Here is a 21268-nt window from a genome sequence, read left to right on the forward strand (position 1 = left end):
GACGTCATGGGAGGAACCATGAGCACCACCGCCCCGCCCCGCCCGGCTCCCGCCGGCCGGTCGAAGAGCCGCCCGCAGACCGGCCCGCCACTGCTCGCCCCGACCGTCTCGGTCACCGCGCTGACGATCGCCTACACCGTGGTCAACCGCGCCACCCCGCACCCGGACGCCACCGGCGCCGAAGTGGTGCGGTACGCGCAGGAGCACGGCGGGGCGGCCCGGCTCGGGGCGCTGCTGCTGCTCGCCGCGGCGGTGCCGCTGGCACTGTGCGCGGCGCTGCTCTACCGGCGGCTGCGGGCGCTCGGTATCACCGCGCCCGGCTCGGCGATCACGCTGGTCGGCGGCGTGGTCGCGGCGTCCGCGCTGGTGCTGAGCGCGGCCGCCGGGTGGGCGGGCGGCCGGCTGCCGGCCGACGCGCCGCCGGCGCTGGGCCGGGCGCTGGCGGACGTGTCGTTCCTGGCCGGCGGTCCCGCGTTCGCGGTCGGCTTCGGCCTGCTGGCGGCGGGTGTCTCGGTGTCGGCGATGCTCGCCGACCTGCTGCCCCGCGCAGTGACCTGGGCCGGTCTGGTGGTGGCCGCCGCCGGGATGCTCGCGCTGTTCGCCCTGGTGGCGGACGGCTTCATGTACCTGCTGCCGGTGGTCCGGTTCGGCGGCCTGGTGTGGCTGCTGTTCGTGGCCGCCCTGCTGCCGAAGACCCGCCGCCGCAGCACCGAACACTGACCGAACGAAGCGCAGACACAAGGGAGTTGAGCGAGATGACCGGAACGTACGCGGAGCTGGAGGGCCGGACGGTGGTGGTCACCGGCGGTTCGCGCGGGATCGGCGCGCACACCGCGCGGGCGTTCGCCGCGCAGGGCGCGTCGGTGTGCGTGGTCGGCCGGGACGAGGCGGCGCTGGCGGCGGTGGTCGGGGAGATCACCGGCGCGGGCGGCGAGGCGACGGCCGCCGTGGCCGACGTGACGGACGCGCGGGCGCTGGACGGCGTGCGCCGGTCGGTGACGGAGCGGTTCGGCGAGGTGGACGTGCTGGCGGCGTTCGCCGGCGGTCAGGGCTTCCCGGTGCCGACGGCGGAGCTGTCCGAGCAGCGCTGGCGCGAGGTGCTGGACTCCGACCTGACCTCGGTGTTCCTCACCGTGCAGGCCTTCCTGCCGGGCATGCTGGAGCGCGGCTCCGGCAGCATCCTGACGATGTCCTCGGCGGCCGGCCGGCAGCCCAGCGGCGCCAACCTGGCGTACGGGGTGGCCAACGCGGGCGTGGTGATGCTGACCAGGCACCTGGCCACCGAGCTGGGACCGCACGGCATCCGGGTCAACTGCCTGGCCCCGTCGGCGATCCTGACCGAGAAGGTGCAGGCCCGGATGCCCGCCGAGGTGCAGGCCAAGGTCGCGGCCACCCACCCGCTGGGCCGGCTCGGCACCCCGACGGACGTGGCGGAGGCCGCGCTGTTCCTGTCCTCCGACGGCGCGGGCTGGCTGACCGGCCTGACGGTCGACGTGGCCGGCGGCCGCATCACCAACTAGGGAGCGCTCTCACTCCCAGTCCCAGCGCAGCCCGAGCAGGCAGGGCGGCAGGCCCTCGGCCACCAGGTGCGCGCAGTGGTGCCCGTCGAGCGTCAACTCCTCGGTCTCCCGGGGGGATTGTCCGGGAGCGCGGACGGTGAAGCGGTCGCAGCGGACGGGCAGGGCGGCCGGGTCGAAGGTCACCTGGAGCACGTACTGCCCGGCGCCCGCGTTGAAGCCGCGCACGTACTCGCGGCTGGGCTGCGACGACGGCGATTCGTCGAAGCCGTAGCCCAGCAGGTGGGTGTCGCCGGTGCGCAGGCGGCGGTCCAGCAGGAGTTCGGCGACCAGCAGGTGCGCGGCCGGGTCGCGGCGGATCCGGCCGGGCCGGCAGTTCTCCTCGGCCCGGACCCGGACCCGGTCGATGTCGCAGCCGGGGTCGCCCTGGTAGATCGCCAGGTAGCGGTCGATGCCGTCGCGGTGGGCGCGCAGCACGTGCTGGGAGTCGCGGCGCTGCAGCCGCCGGTCCGCGCCGACCCGGATCCGTTCGATGTGGGTGACGGTGTGCAGGCCGGTGTCGGGCGGGCCGGAGAGGACGGCGAGCAGGCCGTCCACCGCCTCGGCGGGGGTGATCAGGTCGCGGTAGGGGCGGACCGGCGGCGCGGCCGGGTCGGGGGTGCTGCGGCGGGGGCCGAGCAGCCGGGTGAGCGAGTGCTCGGGCAGCTCCAGCACCTCTTCGAGCACGGCGACGGCGCGCAGCGACTCGGCCCGTTCGGGGCGGCGCCGGCCCTGCTGCCAGTAGCTGAGGCTGGTGACGCCGACCTGGACGCCGCGCTGCGCGAGGCGTTGGCGCAGCCGGTGGAGCGCCAGGCCGCGGGCGGCGATGGCGGCCCGCAGGGCGAGGTGGAACGGTCCGGTGCGCAGGGCGAGGGCCAGCTCGGGCGGTGCGGTCGGCTGCAAGGCCACCTCCTCAACTGAGCGTGAATATTCACACCTTGTGGACGGCCTGTCACCGCCCCGGTCGATATTCGCGCTGCCCAGCGAGGCCGCGTTCACACCTCGGCGGGGGACGTTCACACCCGGACTCCGGGGCCCGGCACGGCCGTTGACCGCCCGGCGTCAACGGCCGGATGCTCATCGGCAGCGCGTCCGGACGCCGCCCCCCACACCCACTCCTCTGCCAGGAGGACATCCCCCATGTCACCCACCCCGATGCGGTTGCGTCGGACGGTCGCCGCCCTCGCCCTGGGCGTCCTCGCCCCGGTCCTGAGCGCGGCCGCCACCACCCCCGCCGCGGCCGCCACCACCCCCGCCGCGATATCGCCCGCCGCCGTGAAGCCGCAGGCCCCGGCCCTGGCCGGCACCGCGCGCACCCTCAACCTGACCATGCAGGCCCAGCAGCAGAGCAACTGGTGCTGGGCGGCGAGCGGCAACACCATCGCCGCGTACTACGGCTACAGCTACAGCCAGAACCAGTTCTGCAACGCCGCGTTCGGACGCTCCGCCAACTCCACCTGTCCGAACAGCCAGGCCAGCCTGGCCGAGGTGCAGAACGCGCTGTACGCGTTCGGCATCAACCCGGGCTCGTACGTCAGCGGCTACCTGCGGTACGCCACCGTGCAGGGCGAGATCGACGCCGGCCGGCCGGTGGAGACCCGGATCCAGTGGAGCTCCGGCGGCGGCCACATGAACGTGCTGTACGGCTACGACAGCGGCAACAACTGGCTGTACTGGGGCGACCCGTGGCCGTCCAACTACCGCTACAACTGGGGCGACTACAACTACTACGTGAGCAACGGGTCGTTCTCCTGGACCCACTCCCTGTACCGGATCGGCGCGTGAGGAGCCCCGTCATGAGCAGCCACCGCGTCCGACTCGTCCGCGCCGCAGCAGCCCTCGCCGCGGCCGCCGCCCTCGGCCTCGCCGCCGCCCCGCAGGCGCAGGCCACCGACCGGCAGACCGGAGCCGGCGACCTCGCCGCCGCCCGGGCCGCCGCCCAGAACCCTTCCGTGCTCGACCAGTTGGGGCACTTCTTCGCCCGCGGGGGAGTGCCCCCGACCCAGCCGCTGGCGATCGCCCCGAGCGACGAGGCGCAGGCGGCGAAGGCGGCCGCGCCCCGACTCAGCGGCGACACGGTGCCGGTCCGCACCCTCGACGCCGGGTTCGTGGCCGGCCGGCCCGGCGCGCCGGTCGCCACCGTCGAGTTCGCCGCCACCAAGGCCGTCGCCGCCGACGGACAGAGCGCCTCGGTCTGGACGGCACAGCAGAACGGCAGTTGGCGGGTGGTCAACATCGCCTCCGGCAGCGACGAGACCGACTACGCGGCCCGGGCCGCCGCCGACGGCGGCACCGCCTTCCGCGAACCGCAGCTCGGCGCCTGGTACGAGCTCAAGGACGGCCGGGTCCTGCCGCTCGACGACACCGCCCGCCGCTCGGTCGGCGCGCACGGCGTCACCGTCGCCGCCTACCAGCAGCTGGTCCACCAGCGGTACGGCGACAAGCTGCCCGGCTCCGCGTACGACACCGCCGGCAGGGCGGGCGGCTTCCAGGCCGACCCGGCCGAATCCCGCAGTGCCGCGCCGCTGCTCACCGCAGGCGCCGCGCTGGGCGCAACTGCCGTGGCAGGCGCGGTGATCGGGGTGCGCAGCCGGCGCCGGAAGGCCTAGGCCCCGGCGAACGTCCGCCGGTAGGCGAGCGGCGAGACGCCGATCGCCGAGTGCAGGTGCTGGCGCAGCGACACCGCGTTGGCGAAGCCGACCCGGCCGGCGATCTGGTCGACCGTCAGGTCGGTGGCTTCGAGCAGGTGACGGGCCAGGGCGACGCGCTGCTGGGTGAGCCAGCGGCCGGGGCTCTGGCCCGTCTCGTCGTGGAAGCGGCGGGCGAAGGTGCGGCTGCTCATCGCGGCGTGCCCGGCGAGTTCGGCGAGGGTCAGCGGCCGGTGCAGCCGGGCCAGCGCCCACTCGCGGGTGGCGGCGGTGCCGGTCGCGCCGGCCGCGGGGACGGGCTGCTCGATGTACTGGGCCTGGCCGCCGTCGCGCCACGGCGGGACGACGGCCAGCCGGGCGGCGTGGTTGGCGACGGCCGCGCCGTGGTCGTTCCGGAGCACGTGCAGGCACAGGTCGACGCCGGAGGCGGCGCCGGCCGAGGTGAGGATGTCGCCGTCGTCGACGAACAGCACGTCCGGGTCGAGCCGCACCTTGGGGAAGAGCTCGCGGAACCGGTCGGCGAGCGCCCAGTGGGTGGTGGCGGGCCGGTCGTCCAGCAGGCCGGCGGCGGCCAGGACGAACGCGCCGGTGCAGATCGAGATCAGCCGGGTGCCGGGCCGGATCATCGCCAGCGCCTCGGCCACGGCCGGGTCGGGCGCGCCGGTGGCGAGCGCCAGGTCGAAGGGCGGGATCACCACGCTGTCGGCCGTGCGCAGCAGCTCCGGGCCGTGCGCGACGGCGACGGTGAAGTCCGCGTCGGAGCGCACCGGCTGCCCGTCGACGGTGCAGGTGGCCAGCTCGTAGCGGTCCCCGGCGGCGGCGAACACCCGCCTGGGGATGCCGAGTTCGAACGGGTACACGCCCTCCAGGGCGAGTACCGCGATCCGGTGCGGCGGTGTCTTCGCGGGGTTCGGCACCTCGGCCCTCCTGGCAGGATCCCATCGGACGGTGACCATCATGCCACTCCCGCGGGCGCCCCGGGCGGGCCAGGCTGGAGGCATGACGACGAACACGATGCGAGCGATCAGCCAGGACGTCCTGGGCGGCCCCGAAGTCCTGCAGCTGGTGGAACTCCCGCGCCCCGTGCCCGGCACGAGCGAGATCCTGGTGAAGGTCCGGGCGGCCGGCCTGAACCCGACGGACTGGAAGCACCGGGCGAGCGGACTGTTCCTCGGCGAGCCCCCGTTCGTGCTCGGCTGGGACGTGGCCGGCACGGTGGAGGCGGTCGGCTTCGGCGTCACCCTGTTCGAGCCCGGCGACGAGGTCTTCGGCATGCTGCCCTACCCGCACGGCGTCGGCTCCCACGCCGACTACGTGACCGGCCCCGCCCGGGCGTTCGTGCGCCGGCCCGCCGGCGTCGACGTCGTCCAGGCCGGCGCGCTGCCGCTGGCCGCACTGACGGCCTGGCAGGCGCTGGTCGACACCGCGCAGGTGAAGGCCGGCGACCGGGTGCTGGTGCACGCCGCGGCCGGCGGCGTCGGACACCTCGCCGTGCAGATCGCCAAGGCCCGCGGCGCGTACGTGATCGGCACCGCCGGCGCGGGCAAGCACGACTTCCTGCGCGGCATCGGCGTGGACGAGCCGGTCGACTACCGGAGCAGGGACTTCGCCGAGGCGGTCCGCGACGTCGACGTGGTGCTGGACACCGTCGGCGGGGAGTACCAGCTGCGGTCGCTGCGCACCCTGCGCCCGGGCGGCCTGCTGGTGTCGATCCTGCCCGTCCCCTTCGAGGGGCTGGCCGAGGAGGCCGACCGGCTCGGCGTGCGCACCGCGATGATGCTGGTGGAGGCCGACCACGCCGGGATGGCCGCCGTCGCCGACCTGGCCGAACGCGGCCTGCTGCGCGCCGAGATCGCCGGGACCTTCCCGCTGGAGCACGCCGCGAAGGCGCACGCCCTCGGCGACACCGGCCGCACCACCGGCAAGCTGGTGCTGGTGAACTGACTCGCCGTCAGTGCCGGCCGAGCTCCTGCAGGTGCCGCAGGGCCCGGTCGAGCAGGTCGGCGAGGTCGTCCCGGCCGCCGCGGTCGGCCCAGTACAGCGAGGTCTCGGCGAGTGTCGCGGAGACCACGGCGGCGGTGATCCGCAGTTCGAGGGTGGGGGCGTCCGATCCGGCCCGTTCGGTGAGCAGGTCGAGCAGCATCCCGGTCGGCTGGTTGGCGCCGTCGAGCATCCGGGCCCGCAGCGCCGGCACCGAGGCGGTCAGCCGCATCCGCTCGTACAGCTCCGCCCGCTCCTGCTCGGCGATCCGGCGGACCAGCTCGACCAGCACCTCCCGGACGGAGGTGAGGAACGGCTCGTCCGCCGGCCGGGCCCGGATCGCGGCGGCCATCAGCGGGTCGTACTCGTCGGTGAGGACCAGATCCTCCTTGGTCGGGAAGTACCGGAAGAACGTCGCCGGGGAGACCTCCGCCGCCGCCGCGATCCGGTCGACGGTGGTGGCCTCCCAGCCCTGCTCCGCGAACAGCCGGAAGGCCTCCCGGCGCAGGGCCTGACGGGTCTTCAGCTTCTTGCGCTCGCGCAGCGACATCGGGGCTTCGACCAGCTCCTCCAGCGAACCGGGGGAGGCTTCGGACGGGCGGGGCCGGGCGCTGCGCGGGGTGCTCATGCCGACGATTCTCCGGGATCGCCGACCGTCGCGGCCAGCGGCCGCGGCCCGGGAGCGGTCGGCGCGGCGGGCTCCGGAGCGTCCGGCGCGGCCGGGTCGCCGCCGCTCGGCATCCGGGCCGCGACCAGCACCGCGGACAGCGCGGCCAGGATCCCCGCGACCAGCGTCACCAGGCCCATGCCGTGCACGTACGCGCCGTGCGCGGACCCGGCGAGCGCCGGGTCGCCCAGCCGTTCGGCGACCGCGTCGGCGGCGATCACCGAGCCGCGGGCCAGGCGCGCGGCGTCCGCCGGGAGCGCGGAGACGTCCAGCGCGGAGCGGTAGCCGGCCGCCAGCAGGCTGCCGAACACGGCGACGCCGACCGCGCCGCCGACCTGGCGGAGCGTCTGCACCAGCCCGGCGCCGACCCCGGCCTCGGCGGGCGGCAGCAGGAGCAGCGCGGAGGCCGTCGCGGTGATCAGCACCAGGCCGAGCCCGGCGCCGAACAGCGACAGCCACAGCGCCGTCCACCCGTAGCCGTCGCCGACCGCGGTGCGACTGCCGAGCAGCAGCGCGAGGGCGGTCAGCGCCAGGCCGGTGGAGATCACCCCGCGCGGGGCGAACCGGCGCACCAGGCGTTCGGCGAGCCGGGCGGCGACCAGCAGGCCGCCCATCATCGGCATCAGCCGCAGTCCGCTGCCGAGCGCGTCGGTGCCCAGCACGCTCCGGAAGTAGGCGGGCAGCACGAAGAATCCGCCGAACAGGACGACTGAGACCAGGGTGACGGCGATCGCGCACCAGCGGAACACCGGCTCGGCGAGCAGTCGCAGGTCGAGCATCGGGTGGTCCGGCCGGCGGCTGCGCAGCACCAGCGCGGTCAGCGCGACCACCGAGCCGAGCAGCGCGCCGAGCACCGGGGCGTCGCCCCAGCCGCGTTCGGCGCCCTCGATGATGCCCCAGGTCAGCGCGGACAGCCCGGCCGCGGCGAGGGCGGCGGCGGGCAGGTCGAGCCGGGGCGCGGCCGGGTCGGCGGACTCGGGGAGCAGCAGCAGGCAGGCCAGCACGCCGAGTACCACCAGCGGCACGTTGATCAGGAAGATCGAGCCCCACCAGTAGCCGCGCAGCAGCAGCCCGCCGACGATCGGCCCGAGCGGCACGCCGAGCGCGGTCATGGTGGTCAGCAGCGCGGTGGCGCGGCGCTGTTCGGCGGGCGGGAAGACCGCGGGGATCACCGCCATCGACATCGGCATCACGAACGCGGCGGCCAGGCCCATCGCCGCGCGGGCGGCGATCAGCGATCCGGGGCCGGAGGCGAGCGCGCCGAGCAGGGAGGCCGCGCCGAACAGGCCGAGCCCGACGACCAGGGCGCGGCGGCGGCCGAAGCGGTCGCCGAGCAGGCCGGCCGGCAGCAGGGCGGCGGCGAACACCACGGTGTAGGCGTCGACGATCCACTGCTGCTGCCCGGTGCCGACGTCCAGCTGTCGGGCCAGGTCGGGCAGGGCGACGTTCAGCACGGTGGTGTCGAAGCCGATGACGAGCACGGCGAGCGCGACCGCGACAAGTGCGATCCAGCGCCGCGGGTGTGGAGCAGACATGACGGAACCCCCATCCGATGGTTACTCTCAAGTGAAAGTAGCTCTCAAAAGATGGCGAGTGTCAACCGAAGCCCGTGCTGCGGGATCCCCACTTCTGGAATTGATGCGCTGTTGATCCCCTGTTCGCCCGCGCTGAGTGCCGAACGTGTCACTGTAGGTGGGGAGTTCTCTGACGATCTGTCAGATAACCTGTCGGCCGGTGGGAGGTTTGCCAATGGAGTACGGAGCGACCGGGTTCTGGAGCGGCGTGGTCGGTGTGCTGGCCGCGCTGGCCGTCATAGCCGGGTACTTGATCGGCGGGGCCCGCGTGGTCTGGCTGGTCTCCGCGGTCGAAGTGCTGGCCGTGATGGCCTGGGTCGCGTACCGCTTCCGCGGCCGGGCGCACCAGCGCGCGGCAGGCGAAGGGCCCGACGCGGCGCACTGCGAGCGCTGCCGTCGGGCCCGGGAGCGGCTGGAGGCGAGGGCCGCCCAGCCGGCGCGGTACTGAGGGGAGGGGCGCTGCCGTCGGGCAGCGTCGCCGAGCAGGAACGGTGCGGCGGCGGATCAGCCGGCGGCGGTGTACGCCACCAGCGAGACCCCCACGTACTGCACGATGAACGCGCCGAGGGTGAAGGCGTGGAACACCTCGTGGAAGCCGAACCAGCGCGGTGACGGGTTCGGGCGCTTGAGGCCGTAGATCACTCCGCCGATGGTGTAGAGCGCGCCGCCGACGATGATCAGCGTCAGGACGGCCGCGCCGCCCTTGTGCAGGAAGTCCGGCAGGAAGAACACCGCCGCCCAGCCGAGCGCCACGTAGCACGGGGTGTACAGCCAGCGCGGAGCGCCGACCCAGAACACCCGGAACGCTATGCCGGCCAGCGCGCCGCCCCACACCAGCCACAGCAGCACCTGCTGTCGCGCGCCCTCCAGCAGCAGCATGGTGAACGGGGTGTAGGTGCCGGCGATGATCAGGAAGATGTTGGCGTGGTCCAGTCGGCGCAGCACCGCCTCGCCGCGCGGCCCCCAGGTGAAGCGGTGGTACACCGCGCTCACCCCGAACAGCATCCAGGCGCTCACCGAGTAGACGACGCAGGCGACCCGCGCCGCCGTCGAGTCGGCCAGGCAGATCAACACGATTCCGGCGGCCAGTGAGGCCGGGAACATGCCGGCATGCAGCCAGCCGCGCCACTTGGGCTTGACGAGTTCGAGGGCTTCCGCGGTCATGGGCAGCATCTTACGGAACCGTAGGTTACCGGCGCGTAGGAAAGTGGTGATCCTCACTTTTAGACTTTCTGGAGTGTTAGGGGAGTGTGATCAAGGGCTCTCGGAGGCTCGCGGGGGACGGTTTCGGCCAGTCCAATAAGACACTCCGTAGTAAAGATCTCGTCAATGACGCCATTTCGACGAATGGAGGGCCGGTTGGCGGGTCTACCGTGTAAGGACCCTCAACCCCCGCGACACCGTCTCCTGGCCGAGATGGTGTGAAACGGAGCGATCGTGTCGTCTCAGATCTCTGCGCTCACCGAGTCCGCGCCCACCCGCCACCAGCGCCTGGTGGAGTGGGTCAACGAGATTGCCGAGCTCACCCAGCCCGACCGCGTGGTGTGGTGCGACGGCTCCGAGGAGGAGTACCACCGCCTCGCCGAGCAGCTCGTCGCCCAGGGCACCTTCACCAAGCTCGACGAGACCAAGCGGCCGAACTCCTACTACGCGGCCTCCGACCCGTCCGACGTCGCCCGCGTCGAGGACCGGACCTTCATCTGCTCGGAGAAGGAGGAGGACGCCGGCCCGACCAACCACTGGAAGGCCCCCGCCGAGATGCGGGAGATCTTCTCGGGTGAGAAGGGCCTGTTCCGGGGCGCGATGAAGGGCCGCACCATGTACGTGGTGCCGTTCTCCATGGGCCCGGTCGGCTCCCCGCTGGCCGCGTACGGCGTCGAGATCACCGACTCCGCCTACGTCGCCGTCTCGATGCGCGTGATGACCCGCATGGGCCAGGCCGTGCTCGACCAGCTCGGCGAGGACGGCGAGTTCGTCAAGGCCGTGCACACCGTCGGCGCCCCGCTCGCCGAGGGCGAGGCGGACGTCGCCTGGCCGTGCAACAGCACCAAGTACATCTCGCACTTCCCGGAGACCCGCGAGATCTGGTCCTTCGGCTCCGGCTACGGCGGCAACGCCCTGCTCGGCAAGAAGTGCTACGCGCTGCGCATCGCCTCCACCATGGCCCGCGACGAGGGCTGGCTGGCCGAGCACATGCTGATCCTCAAGCTCACCCCGCCGTCCGGCGAAGCGAAGTACGTCGCGGCGGCGTTCCCGTCCGCCTGTGGCAAGACCAACCTCGCCATGCTCCAGCCGACCGTCCCCGGCTGGAAGGTCGAGACCATCGGCGACGACATCGCCTGGATGCGCTTCGGCGCCGACGGCCGCCTCTACGCGATCAACCCCGAGGCCGGCTTCTTCGGCGTCGCCCCCGGCACCGGCGAGGACACCAACGCCAACGCCATCAAGACCCTCTGGGGCAACACGGTCTTCACCAACGTCGCCCTCACCGACGACGGCGACGTGTGGTGGGAGGGCCTCACCGAGGACGCCCCCGCGCACCTCACCGACTGGCGCGGCAACGACTGGACCCCCGAGTCCGGCACCCCCGCCGCCCACCCGAACGCGCGCTTCGCCGTCCCCGCCTCGCAGTGCCCGACCATCGCCGACGAGTGGGAGGACCCGGCGGGCGTCCCGATCTCCGCGATCCTCTTCGGCGGCCGCCGCGCCACCGCCGTCCCGCTGGTCACCGAGTCCTTCGACTGGCAGCACGGCGTCTTCCTCGGCGCGAACATCGCCTCCGAGAAGACGGCCGCCGCCGAGGGCACCGTCGGCGAGCTGCGCCGCGACCCGTTCGCCATGCTGCCGTTCTGCGGCTACAACATGGGCGACTACTTCGCGCACTGGCTGAAGATCGGCGCCGAGGCCGACGCCTCGAAGCTCCCGAAGATCTACTACGTCAACTGGTTCCGCAAGAACGCCGGCGGCAAGTTCGTGTGGCCCGGCTACGGCGAGAACAGCCGCGTCCTGAAGTGGATCGTCGAGCGACTCGAAGGCACCGCGGAGGGCGTCGAGACGCCGATCGGCGTGCTGCCGACGGTCGAGGGCTTCGACCTCGACGGGCTGGAGATCCCGGCCGCCGACCAGGAGCTGCTGTTCTCGGTCGACAACGAGTTCTGGAAGCAGGAGGCCGCGCTGGTCCCGGCCCACCTGGAGATGTTCGGCGAGCACACGCCGAAGGAGCTGTGGGACGAGTACCAGGCCCTGGTCGAGCGCCTCGGCTGAGGCGGTAGCACCGAACGGCAGGATCCGGTCGAAGACGGCAGTCCCGTCCTCGGCCGGATCCTGTCGTGCGTTCTACGGCTGGACGTAGCCGGAGAGGAAGTCGCCGATGCGGGTCACGGCGTCCGTGATGTCCTCCGGGTGGGGGAGGGTGACCAGGCGGAAGTGGTCGGGGTCGGGCCAGTTGAAGCCGGTGCCCTGGACGATCAGGATCCGCTCGGCGCGCAGCAGGTCGAGGACCATCTGCGCGTCGTCCTTGATCTTGTAGACCTGCGGGTCGAGTCGCGGGAACGCGTACAGCGCGCCCTTCGGTTTCACGCAGGAGACGCCGGGGATCTCGTTGAGCAGCTTGTACGCGGCGTCGCGCGAGGCCCGCAGCCGTCCGCCGGGCAGGACGAGGTCGCGGATGGACTGGCGTCCGCCGAGTGCCGCGGCGACCGCGTGCTGGGCGGGCATGTTGGCGCACAGGCGCATCGAGGCGAGCACGTTGAGGCCCTCGATGTAGGAGCGGGCGCGCTGGCGGTCGCCGGAGAGCACCATCCAGCCGCTGCGGAAGCCGGCCACCCGGTAGGACTTGGACATGCCGTTGAAGGTGACGCAGAACAGGTCCGGCGCGAGGGTGGCGAGCGGGACGTGCTCCACACCGTCGTAGAGGATCTTGTCGTAGATCTCGTCCGCGTAGATCACCAGCCGGTGCTGCCGGGCGAGTTCGACGATCCCTTCCAGCAGTTCGCGCGGATAGACGGCGCCGGTGGGGTTGTTGGGGTTGATCACCACGATCGCCCGGGTGCGGTCGGTGATCTTCGCGGCGATGTCGGCCAGGTCGGGGTACCACTCGGCCTGTTCGTCGCAGCGGTAGTGGACGGCGGTGCCGCCGGCCAGCGAGACCGAGGCCGTCCACAGGGGGTAGTCGGGGGCGGGGACGAGGACCTCGTCGCCGTCGTCGAGGAGGGCGGTCATGGCGAGCTGGATCAGCTCGGAGACGCCGTTGCCCAGGTAGACGTCCTCGACCGACAGGCCGTGCAGGCCGCGGTCCTCGTAGTGCATGACGACGGCGCGGCGGGCCGACAGCAGGCCCTTGGAGTCGCCGTAGCCGTGCGCGGAGGACAGGTTGCGGAGGATGTCCTGGAGGATCTCGGGCGGGGCTTCGAAGCCGAACGCGGCCGGGTTGCCCGTGTTGAGCTTGAGGATGCGGTGGCCCTGTTCCTCGAGTCGCATCGCCTCGTCGAGCACCGGGCCGCGAATGTCGTAGCAGACATTGGCGAGCTTGCTGGACTGGATGACCTGCATGCCCGATTACTTTACGGGCGGCCCGGGCCCGGTTCCGAGTGGTGTTCGCCACCTGGACACGGACGGGCGAACGGTGGTGCGGCGGTAGGGTCGCGGCGGGCCGTCAGGGGAGGCGTCGGATGCTGGCAACGCTGGGAGCGGTGCTCGGGCTGCTGGTCGGGGTGCTGCTGCGGTCGGCGGTGGTGCGGTACGCGGTGCCCGGCGGCGAGCCGTGGCGGGCCTGCGCGGTGACGCCGCTCGGCCGCTGCGTGCGCTGCGGGGAGCGGCCCGGGCCGCCGCCGCTGACGGTGGAACTGGCGGCCGCGGCCGTCGGCGCGCTGCTGGCCGCGCACGCCCCGGGGCGGTGGCTGCCGCTGTTGGTCTGGGTGGCGCTGTTCGGCGTGGCGCTGGGGTTCGTGGACGCCGCGGTGAAGCGACTGCCGGACGCGCTGACCCTGCCGCTGCTGGTCGGGACGGCGCTGCTGGTCCCGGTCGCCGACCACCGCCCGGAGGTGTGGCTGCGCTGCGCCCTGGCGGCGGGCGCGCTCGGCGGCCTGTTCCTGCTGCTGGCGCTGTTCGCGCCGATGGGCCTGGGCGACGTCAAGCTCGCCCCGTCGCTCGGCGCGGTGCTCGGCCTGGGCGGCTGGCGGACGTTCTACGCCGGTCTGCTCCACATGTGGCTGATCGCCGCGGTGTGGGCGGTCGCCCTGCTGGTGCTGCGCCGGGCCGGCCGCCGCACCGAACTGGCCTTCGGCCCGGCGATGCTGCTGGGCACCCTGACGGCGGTCCTGGTCACGTCCTGACGCCGCGTCCCGCCCCGGAAGAAAAGGGGCGGGGCCCGTCGTACCCCCAGCGGTACGACGGGCCCCTGTGTGTGCACCTGCCCCACCCTCAAGGAGCGGCGCACCGGCGGAAGGTCACTGCATGGCGTGGACGAAGGCGCCGACGTTGTTGGAGAAGTCGTTGCCGTTGTTGGCGTCCCAGTTGGTGGACCAGGTCATCGCGCCGCGGATGGTCGGCCACTTGGCCGGCGGGACGAAGCTGCCGCAGTGGTTGCCGGTGGCCAGGCAGTCCAGCGCGTTGTTCACCACGGTGGAGTTGACGTAGCCGCCGCCCGCCGCCTTGGTGGAGGCCGGGACGCCGATGCCGACCTGGTCGGGCCGCAGGCCGCCCTGGATGTGGGTGCAGACCTGAGCGGTGATGAAGTCGACGGTGCCCTGGGTGTAGACCTTGCCGTCGCAGCCGTTCATGCCACCGGAGTTGTAGAACTGGGTGTTGACGACGGTGAGGATGTCCTTGGTGGCCAGCGCCAGCTGGAAGTAGGCGCCCGCGGTGGAGTACATGCCGATGGTCTCGGGCGCCATGGTCAGCACGAAGCCGGAGCCGACCTTGGCCTGCAGGGTGTGCAGCGCCTGCGCCATGTAGGTGGAGTTGACGCCGTTCTCCAGGTCGACGTCGATGCCGTCGAAGCCGTACTGCTGGATCAGCTTGTACGCCGAGTCGGAGAAAGCGGTCGCGGCGGCCGAACTGCCCACCGAGATCGCGCCGTTCTGGCCGCCGATGGAGAGCACGACCTTCTTGCCGGCCGCGTGCTTGGCGGCGATGTCGGCCTTGAAGTCGGCGTCGGTGTAGCCGCCGAGCTTGGTGGCGAGCGCCGGGTCCAGGGTGAAGGAGATCCCGCCCTGGGTGGTGGTCGCGTCGGCGAAGGAGACCGCGATGATGTCGTACGCGTTCTGCACGTCGCGCAGCTTCTGCACGGTCGAGCCGTTGTCGAAGTTCTGCCAGTAGCCGGTCAGCAGGTGCTTGGGCAGGCCGGTGTTGGGCGTCGGGGTGGTCGCCGAGCCGGACGGGCTGGGCGAGTTGGACGCCGACGGGGAGGCGCTCTGCGACGGCGAGGCCGAGGCGGAGGGCGAGGCGCTCTGCGAGGGGGACGCGGAGGCGGACGCCGACGGCTTCGGCGAGACCGAGGTGGCGGACGGCGACGGGGTGGCGGTGCCGCCCGGGCCGATCAGCTGGATGTCGTCCGCGTAGTAGGTGGGCTGGCCGTACCACCCGTGGACGTACAGGGTGACGCTGGTGGTGTTGGCGCCGGTGGTGAAGCCGGTGTTCAGCTGGTTCCAGCTGCTCTGCGCCGACCAGGTGGACGGGTCGGTGCCGCCGGTGCCGCGGGCGCCCAGGTAGACGTACGAGCCCTGCACCCAACCGTTCAGCGAGTACGCGGTGTTGGGGAGCACCGAGACGGTCTGGGTGCACTCGGCGGTGTCGCCGGCGCCGGGGGTGGCGGCCAGCGCGCCCGCGCCGGAGTGCACGGGGGTGGAGACCGTGGTGGCGTTGCCGGTGCAGGTCCAGCCCGACAGGCCGGAGTCGAAGCCGCCGTTGCTCACCAGGTTGCCGACCGCGGCGTTCGCGCCGCCGGCCGACAGGGCCAGTCCGGTACCGGCCAGGGCCAGCGCGGTCGCGGTGGCGAGCACCGCCGGGAACTTGTTGCGGCGCCGGTGGGACGGCTGCTGCAGGGTACGGGCCATGACAGGCTCCAGTGCAGGAGATGGGGGAGGGGGTGTGGGGGAGAGCAGACGTGGCGGGGGAAGGGAGAGCCGCCGCGGTGGGGGTCGCGGCGGCTCCGCTGTGGGGGTGGGTCCGCTGTGGTGCTGACCACACGCTGGACTAGACCAATGGCAAGCGTCAAGACCCGGAATCCGGTTTAGGGACCGTTTAAGGATTCGGAGACCGTTCCGTATCCCGCCCCGGGCGCGCACTGTGACAAGACCGGTACCTGCGGTTTTACGTCCGGTAATGCCTGGCGGAGTAGGCTGCCGCAGGGATTTCGCACCCGGAGCAATCAGCACGGAGGGGCCGTTCACGATGGGTCTGCGCGATGTGGTGGAGCGCACGCCGGTGCTGCGCACCCTGCTGGACAAGGCCTACCGGCTGTACGGCCGCCGGGTCGAGGTGCACCTGGCCAACACCCCGCACCACATCGGCGTGATCCTGGACGGCAACCGCCGCTGGGCGAAGGCAACCGGCGGCACCACCGCCTACGGACACCAGCGCGGCGCCGACAAGATCAGCGAGTTCCTGGGCTGGTGCGAGGAGACCGACGTCCGGGTGGTCACCCTGTGGATGCTCTCCACCGACAACCTGGCCCGCCCCGCCGAGGAGCTCGTCCCGCTGCTCGGCATCATCGAGGACGCCGTCCAGGGCCTGGTCGACGCCGGCCGCTGGAAGGTCCACCCGGTCGGCGCGCTCGACCTGCTGCCCGCCCCCACCGCCGAGGTGCTCAAGCGCGCCGAGCAGCAGACCGCGCACATCAACGGCCTGACCGTCAACGTCGCCATCGGCTACGGCGGCCGGCAGGAGATCGCCGACGCCGTCCGCTCGCTGCTCCAGGAGCACGCCGGGCGCGGCACCTCGATCGAGGAACTGGCCGAAATCCTCGACGTCGAGCACATCGCCGAGCACCTCTACACCAAGGGCCAGCCCGACCCCGACCTGGTGATCCGCACCTCCGGCGAGCAGCGGCTGTCCGGCTTCCTGCTCTGGCAGTCCGCGCACAGCGAGTTCTACTTCTGCGAGGCCTACTGGCCGGCCTTCCGCCGGGTCGACTTCCTGCGGGCGCTGCGCGACTACCAGTTGCGCAACCGGCGGATGGGCCGCTGACGGTCGGTCAGCCATCTGCTGGTCGTACCCGCCCGCCGATCGGGGCTGCGGCATCGGCTGCGCCGCCGGGGGTGAGGCCGGTGGGCGGTCAGTCTCCCCTACCCGTCCGCCAGTCGGGGCTGCGGCATCGGCTGCGCCGTCGGGGGTGAGGCCGGTGGGCGGTCAGTCTCCCCTACCCGTCCGCCAGTCGGGAAAACGTTCACCGGTTGTGTTCCCGCCGTTCGCTCCGGCGCGAATGCGGCCCTCCTCGCCTGGGAAGACTTCCCCCAGACCGTCCCCCCGGCCAGCGGGGCCGTGGGGAGCGGTGGGCCGCGGGTGACGTCGCGTCACCCGCTCTGGAGGGCTAGTGGTCAGTACCAAGAGCCGCCGGACACCTGACCGGCGCACGTACGTCCTCGACACCAGCGTGCTCCTGGCCGACCCTCTCGCCATGACGCGGTTCGAGGAGCACGAGGTGGTCCTCCCCGTCGTCGTGGTCACCGAGTTGGAGGCCAAGCGGCACCACCCGGAGCTGGGCTACTTCGCCCGCCAGGCGCTGCGACTGCTGGACGACTACCGGATCCGCCACGGCCGGCTCGACGAACCGATCCCGGTGGGCGAGTTGGGCGGCACCATCCGGGTCGAGCTGAACCACTCCGACCTGTCGATCCTGCCGGCCGGCTATCGGGCGGGCGGCGGCGAGGCGGACACCAGGATCCTCGCGGTCGCCCGCAACCTGCAGGCCGAGGGCTACGACGTCACCGTGGTCTCGAAGGACCTGCCGCTGCGGATCAAGGCGAGCTCGGTCGGCCTGCTGGCCGAGGAGTACCGGGCCGAGCTGGCGATCACCTCCGGCTGGACGGGCATGACCGAGCTGCACGTCCCCGCCGACCAGGTGGACGAGCTGTTCGCCGGCCAGGACCGTGCCCTCTCGGTCGAAGGCGCCGAGCAACTCCCGGTCCACACCGGCCTGGTGCTGCACTCCGAGCGCGGCCGAGCCCTCGGCCGGGTGGCCGCCGACGGCCGGGTGCGGCTGGTCCGCGGCGACCGCGAGGCGTTCGGGCTGCGCGGCCGCAGCGCCGAGCAGCGGATCGCCCTCGACCTGCTGCTCGACCCGGAGATCGGGATCATCTCGATGGGCGGCCGGGCCGGCACCGGCAAGTCCGCGCTCGCCCTGTGCGCCGGCCTGGAGGCCGTCCTGGAGCGCCGTCAGCACCGCAAGGTGATGGTGTTCCGGCCGCTGTATGCGGTCGGCGGCCAGGAGTTGGGCTACCTGCCCGGCAGCGAGGCCGAGAAGATGGGCCCCTGGGCGCAGGCGGTGTTCGACACCCTCTCCGCCGTCACCACCCAGGACGTGATCGAGGAGGTCATCTCCCGCGGCATGCTGGAGGTCCTGCCGCTCACCCACATCCGCGGGCGCTCGCTGCACGACGCCTTCGTGATCGTGGACGAGGCGCAGTCCCTGGAGCGCAACGTGCTGCTCACGGTGCTCTCCCGGATCGGCCAGAACTCCCGCGTGGTGCTCACCCACGATGTCGCCCAGCGGGACAACCTGCGGGTCGGCCGGTACGACGGCGTGGTCGCGGTGGTGGAGAAGCTGAAGGGGCACCCGCTGTTCGCCCATGTGACGCTCACGCGTTCGGAGCGCTCGCCGATCGCCGCACTGGTGACCGAGATGCTGGAGGACATCCAGCCGTAGGCATAACCGGACACACCGGGGCAAAGGGGCCTGGCGGGTACCGTCAGGCCCCTTCGTTGTCAGCCCTGTTGACGACCCCTCGGCCGTTCGTCCACCAAACGCCCAGGTGGCGAAGTTTGTGAGATCCGCCACGGCACAGGGAATTGCGTAGACACCGTCGCGTGCGGCATGGTGAGGGTTCTGTCAGGCCCCGCGTACGGCTATTCCTCGCCCGGCAACTCCGGTCGGCGGGCGGAAAACTGAACACCGCAAGGCCGTACGCCGCTCGATTCCACCGCCGCTCCGGGCTCGCCCGAGGGGACGGCCGAGCCCGCGCCTCCCGTGACCAGAGTTCGACGGAGGCCAGTGACCAGGGGCAGATTGCGCCCGGACGGTCACGCGCCGGGCGACGCTGGAAGGAAACCATGTGACTCGGATCTCGGTCCGGGGAGTCGCTGTCGCCTCCGCCACCGCGGTGACCGCCGTCGGTGCAGTGGTAGGTGCGGCCTCTGGCAGTGAGGGCAAGACCGTCCAGACGGTCGACGTCGCGAGCGCCACCCTGCTCGCCGACGCGCCCACCGGTGCTCAGGCCCAGAACGTCAGCGACGGCATCAGTCGCCAGGCCAACGCCCAGCAGGTCTCCGCCGACGCCGCCGCCAAGAAGGCGGCGGAAGAGGCGGCCCGGCAGAAGGCCGCCGCCGACGCCCAGGCGAAGGCCGACGCGGAGAAGGCCGCCAAGGCGGCCGAGGAGAAGCGTGCGAAGGAGGAGGCCAACCGCGCCTCCGCCCGCAGCGTGCTCGCCGCCATCAGCCCCGGCTCGGTCCAGGACATGGCGCTCCAGATCGTCGGCGACGCCAACCAGTTCCAGTGCTTCAGCCAGATCGTCAAGCGCGAGAGCGGCTGGGACTACACCGCCACCAACGCCTCCTCCGGCGCCTACGGCCTGGTCCAGGCGCTGCCGGGTTCCAAGATGGCCTCGGCCGGCGCGGACTGGCGCACCAACCCCGAGACCCAGATCAAGTGGGGCCTCAACTACATGAACAGCCGCTACGGCAGCCCCTGCGGCGCCTGGTCGTTCTGGCAGTCCCACCACTGGTACTAGGCCACTGGTACCGGGCTGCGGCTCGTTCCGAAGGGCCTCGTTCTCACACGGTCGAGAACGGGGCCCTTCGTGCTGCCGCGAGACAGCGGCCTCCAGGCGGGCCGTGCCGCCCGGGCGGCGCTGACCAGTGCGCAGCGGGCGGCGACGGTCCGGTGCGGACGCGGGGAAGCGGAGCGGGTCCTGGTTCCTCCGCTCCCGGCCGGTCCGCGGACAGAAGGTCTGTTGAGGCCCCTTCCCGCGTCCGGGCGGACGAAACAGGCATATTGGTGATGATTTGCCCGGAATCTCCTGGAAGCGGTCCGTGTCACCGCCGCGACCCGGGGCCCCGACGGCGGGTAGCGTTCCTCACCGACGGCCGTGCGACCCGCGGCCGCGCAGCAGACGAACGCGGGGGAGACCGGGGAAGTGACGGAAGAGACGAGCGGCGGCCGCTGGCGCGGCGTCGCCAAGATAGGGGCCGTCGCGGCCGGCCTGTTCGCCGCCGCGGAACGCCGCCGCCGTGCGGCCATCGCCGCGGAGGCGCAGGCCCTCGCCACCGAGCAGGCCGTCGAACTCGCCGCCGAGCGGGCCGCCCTGCGCACCGCCGAGCAGACGGCCCGTCAACTCGCCGACCAGGGTGGTGGATCGGCCGACGGCCGGGCCCTCGCCGCCGCCTCCCCGGAAGGGGCGGCCGCGCGGACCGACCCGACCGTCCCGGCCCCGCGCAGCGCCGAACCGCCCACCGCGGCCCCGCCCGGCCGGCCCGCCAACCCGGTGGACGCGGTGCCGTGGACGCTGCGGGTCGCCGCCGAGTCCACCTGGCGCCTGCTGCTGCTCGGCGTCGCGCTGTACGTGGTGTTCCGGGTCATCGACACGCTGCGGCTGGTCGCCTTCTCGGTGCTCGCCGCGCTGCTGATCTCCGCGCTGCTGGAGCCCACCGTCTCCTGGCTGCGCCGGCACGGCGTCCCGCGCTCGGTGGCCGCGGCCGGCACCTTCATGTCCGGCCTGGCCGGCATCGGCCTGGTCGGCTGGTTCGTGTTCTGGCAGGTGTCCACCAACCTCGACCGGGTCACGGTCAAGGCGCAGGACGGTGTCCGGACGCTGCGCGACTGGCTGGTCAACGGGCCGTTCCACCTGACGCAGGACCAGCTGGACAACTTCACCAACCAGATCACCACGTCCATCGGCAAGAACTCCGACCAGCTCACCTCGGCCGGCTTCACCGGGGTGAGCATCGCCGTCGAACTGCTCACCGGCATCGCGCTGACCGCCTTCACCATCTTCTTCCTGCTCTACGACGGCGCCCGGATCTGGAACTGGATGCTGCGCGCCCTGCCCCGGCACTCCCGGCACGCGATGGCCGGCGCCGGGCCCAAGGCCTGGGCGACGCTGACCGCCTACGTCCGCGGCACCGTGGTCGTCGCGTTCATCGACGCGCTGTGCATCGGCATCGGACTCCAACTGCTCGGGGTGCCGATGGCGATGCCGCTCGCGGTGATCATCTTTCTGGGCGCGTTCGTGCCGCTGGTCGGCGCGCTGGTCACCGGCACCATCGCCGTGCTGATCGCGCTGGTCACCGTCGGGCCGTTCAAGGCGCTGATGGCGCTGGTGGTGCTGGTCGCCGTCCAGCAGCTGGAGGGCCACATCCTGCAGCCGCTGATCCTCGGCCGGGCGGTGCGGGTCCACCCGCTGGCCGTGGTGCTCGGCGTCGCCGCGGGCTCCATCATCGGCGGCATCGCGGGCGCGATCGTGGCGGTGCCGCTGATCGCGGTGACCAACACCGTCACCGGGCACCTGCGACAGCGCAACGCGGCCGGCCAGGAGGTCTTCCAGGCGATCGAGGCGGCCCGCAGGCCCTAGCCGCAGAAACGACAAGGTCCCGTCCGGGGAGGGGAGTTCCTCCGGGACGGGACCTTTG

General features: G+C 72.6%; 19 protein-coding genes. 12 read left to right on the forward strand and 7 right to left on the reverse strand.

Features of this window, described 5'->3' with window-relative positions:
* The first annotated feature begins 18 nt into the window (after positions 1 to 18).
* Both CG736_RS27180 and CG736_RS27185 read left to right on the forward strand, forming a co-directional pair.
* A complete protein-coding gene (locus CG736_RS27180) occupies positions 19 to 720 on the forward strand; it encodes a DUF4386 domain-containing protein (protein ID WP_100588809.1) in 702 nt (233 codons plus the stop codon).
* Between the two features lie 35 nt (positions 721 to 755).
* Positions 756 to 1520, forward strand: a complete 765-nt coding sequence (locus CG736_RS27185; RefSeq protein WP_100588810.1) for an SDR family NAD(P)-dependent oxidoreductase — start codon at positions 756 to 758, stop codon at positions 1518 to 1520.
* Between the two features lie 9 nt (positions 1521 to 1529).
* Here the strand turns inward: CG736_RS27185 and CG736_RS27190 are convergent, their stop codons facing one another.
* Positions 1530 to 2459, reverse strand: a complete 930-nt coding sequence (locus tag CG736_RS27190; RefSeq protein ID WP_198520629.1) for a hypothetical protein — start codon at positions 2457 to 2459, stop codon at positions 1530 to 1532.
* Positions 2460 to 2696: 237 nt separating this feature from the next.
* On the opposite strand from CG736_RS27190, the gene CG736_RS27195 reads away from it, so the two are divergent.
* On the forward strand, positions 2697 to 3341 hold the full coding sequence (locus CG736_RS27195; protein ID WP_100588812.1) for a papain-like cysteine protease family protein: 645 nt from the start codon (positions 2697 to 2699) through the stop codon (positions 3339 to 3341).
* 11 nt (positions 3342 to 3352) lie between these two features.
* The gene (locus CG736_RS27200; RefSeq protein ID WP_232734205.1) at positions 3353 to 4165 is read left to right on the forward strand and encodes a hypothetical protein; all 813 of its coding nucleotides are present in this window, start codon (positions 3353 to 3355) and stop codon (positions 4163 to 4165) included.
* On the opposite strand, the gene CG736_RS27205 is transcribed toward CG736_RS27200, so the two are convergent.
* Positions 4162 to 5088, reverse strand: a complete 927-nt coding sequence (locus CG736_RS27205; RefSeq protein WP_232734222.1) for a GlxA family transcriptional regulator — start codon at positions 5086 to 5088, stop codon at positions 4162 to 4164. The two genes, CG736_RS27200 and CG736_RS27205, sit on opposite strands and share 4 nt — an antisense overlap.
* A 115-nt stretch (positions 5089 to 5203) precedes the next feature.
* Between CG736_RS27205 and CG736_RS27210 the strand changes: the two genes are divergently transcribed.
* Positions 5204 to 6148, forward strand: coding sequence for an NADP-dependent oxidoreductase (locus CG736_RS27210; RefSeq protein ID WP_100588814.1), 945 nt, complete (start codon positions 5204 to 5206; stop codon positions 6146 to 6148).
* Between the two features lie 7 nt (positions 6149 to 6155).
* On the opposite strand, the gene CG736_RS27215 is transcribed toward CG736_RS27210, so the two are convergent.
* Entirely contained in the window at positions 6156 to 6812 is a 657-nt protein-coding gene (locus CG736_RS27215) for a TetR family transcriptional regulator (RefSeq protein ID WP_100588815.1), read from the reverse strand.
* On the reverse strand, positions 6809 to 8386 hold the full coding sequence (locus tag CG736_RS27220) for an MFS transporter (RefSeq protein WP_100588816.1): 1578 nt from the start codon (positions 8384 to 8386) through the stop codon (positions 6809 to 6811). Before CG736_RS27220 ends, CG736_RS27215 begins: the two co-directional genes overlap by 4 nt.
* Before the next feature lie 214 nt (positions 8387 to 8600).
* Here CG736_RS27220 and CG736_RS27225 point away from each other — a divergent pair, with 214 nt between their 5' ends.
* Positions 8601 to 8873 carry a hypothetical protein gene (locus tag CG736_RS27225; protein WP_043915843.1) on the forward strand — a complete coding sequence of 91 codons (273 nt, stop codon included), beginning with the start codon at positions 8601 to 8603 and terminating at the stop codon, positions 8871 to 8873.
* Positions 8874 to 8929: 56 nt separating this feature from the next.
* Here the strand turns inward: CG736_RS27225 and CG736_RS27230 are convergent, their stop codons facing one another.
* Entirely contained in the window at positions 8930 to 9598 is a 669-nt protein-coding gene (locus CG736_RS27230) for a hemolysin III family protein (RefSeq protein WP_369880557.1), read from the reverse strand.
* Positions 9599 to 9862: 264 nt separating this feature from the next.
* On the opposite strand from CG736_RS27230, the gene CG736_RS27235 reads away from it, so the two are divergent.
* Positions 9863 to 11689 (forward strand): phosphoenolpyruvate carboxykinase (GTP), encoded by a 1827-nt coding sequence (locus tag CG736_RS27235; protein ID WP_100588817.1) that lies wholly within the window; start codon positions 9863 to 9865, stop codon positions 11687 to 11689.
* Between the two features lie 72 nt (positions 11690 to 11761).
* On the opposite strand, the gene CG736_RS27240 is transcribed toward CG736_RS27235, so the two are convergent.
* Entirely contained in the window at positions 11762 to 12976 is a 1215-nt protein-coding gene (locus CG736_RS27240; RefSeq protein ID WP_100588818.1) for a pyridoxal phosphate-dependent aminotransferase, read from the reverse strand.
* Between the two features lie 119 nt (positions 12977 to 13095).
* On the opposite strand from CG736_RS27240, the gene CG736_RS27245 reads away from it, so the two are divergent.
* The gene (locus tag CG736_RS27245; protein WP_100588819.1) at positions 13096 to 13758 is read left to right on the forward strand and encodes an A24 family peptidase; all 663 of its coding nucleotides are present in this window, start codon (positions 13096 to 13098) and stop codon (positions 13756 to 13758) included.
* Between the two features lie 114 nt (positions 13759 to 13872).
* Here the strand turns inward: CG736_RS27245 and CG736_RS27250 are convergent, their stop codons facing one another.
* Entirely contained in the window at positions 13873 to 15480 is a 1608-nt protein-coding gene (locus CG736_RS27250; protein ID WP_100588820.1) for a chitinase, read from the reverse strand.
* Positions 15481 to 15817: 337 nt separating this feature from the next.
* Here CG736_RS27250 and CG736_RS27255 point away from each other — a divergent pair, with 337 nt between their 5' ends.
* The 4 genes from CG736_RS27255 (at position 15818) to CG736_RS27270 (ending at position 21210) form a co-directional block, all read left to right on the forward strand.
* Positions 15818 to 16612 carry an isoprenyl transferase gene (locus CG736_RS27255; RefSeq protein ID WP_100588821.1) on the forward strand — a complete coding sequence of 265 codons (795 nt, stop codon included), beginning with the start codon at positions 15818 to 15820 and terminating at the stop codon, positions 16610 to 16612.
* A 346-nt stretch (positions 16613 to 16958) separates the two neighbouring features.
* Complete coding sequence (locus CG736_RS27260; RefSeq protein WP_043915849.1) at positions 16959 to 18290, forward strand: PhoH family protein; 1332 nt, start codon at positions 16959 to 16961, stop codon at positions 18288 to 18290.
* A 406-nt stretch (positions 18291 to 18696) separates the two neighbouring features.
* A complete protein-coding gene (locus CG736_RS27265) occupies positions 18697 to 19371 on the forward strand; it encodes a transglycosylase SLT domain-containing protein (RefSeq protein ID WP_100588822.1) in 675 nt (224 codons plus the stop codon).
* Positions 19372 to 19776: 405 nt separating this feature from the next.
* Positions 19777 to 21210: an AI-2E family transporter gene (locus CG736_RS27270; protein ID WP_100588823.1), complete on the forward strand. Its 1434-nt coding sequence runs from the start codon at positions 19777 to 19779 to the stop codon at positions 21208 to 21210.
* The last annotated feature ends 58 nt before the right edge of the window (positions 21211 to 21268 follow it).

Origin of the sequence: Kitasatospora sp. CB02891, from assembly GCF_002803145.1 — a bacterium.
GTDB classification, from domain to species: Bacteria; Actinomycetota; Actinomycetes; order Streptomycetales; family Streptomycetaceae; genus Kitasatospora; species Kitasatospora griseola.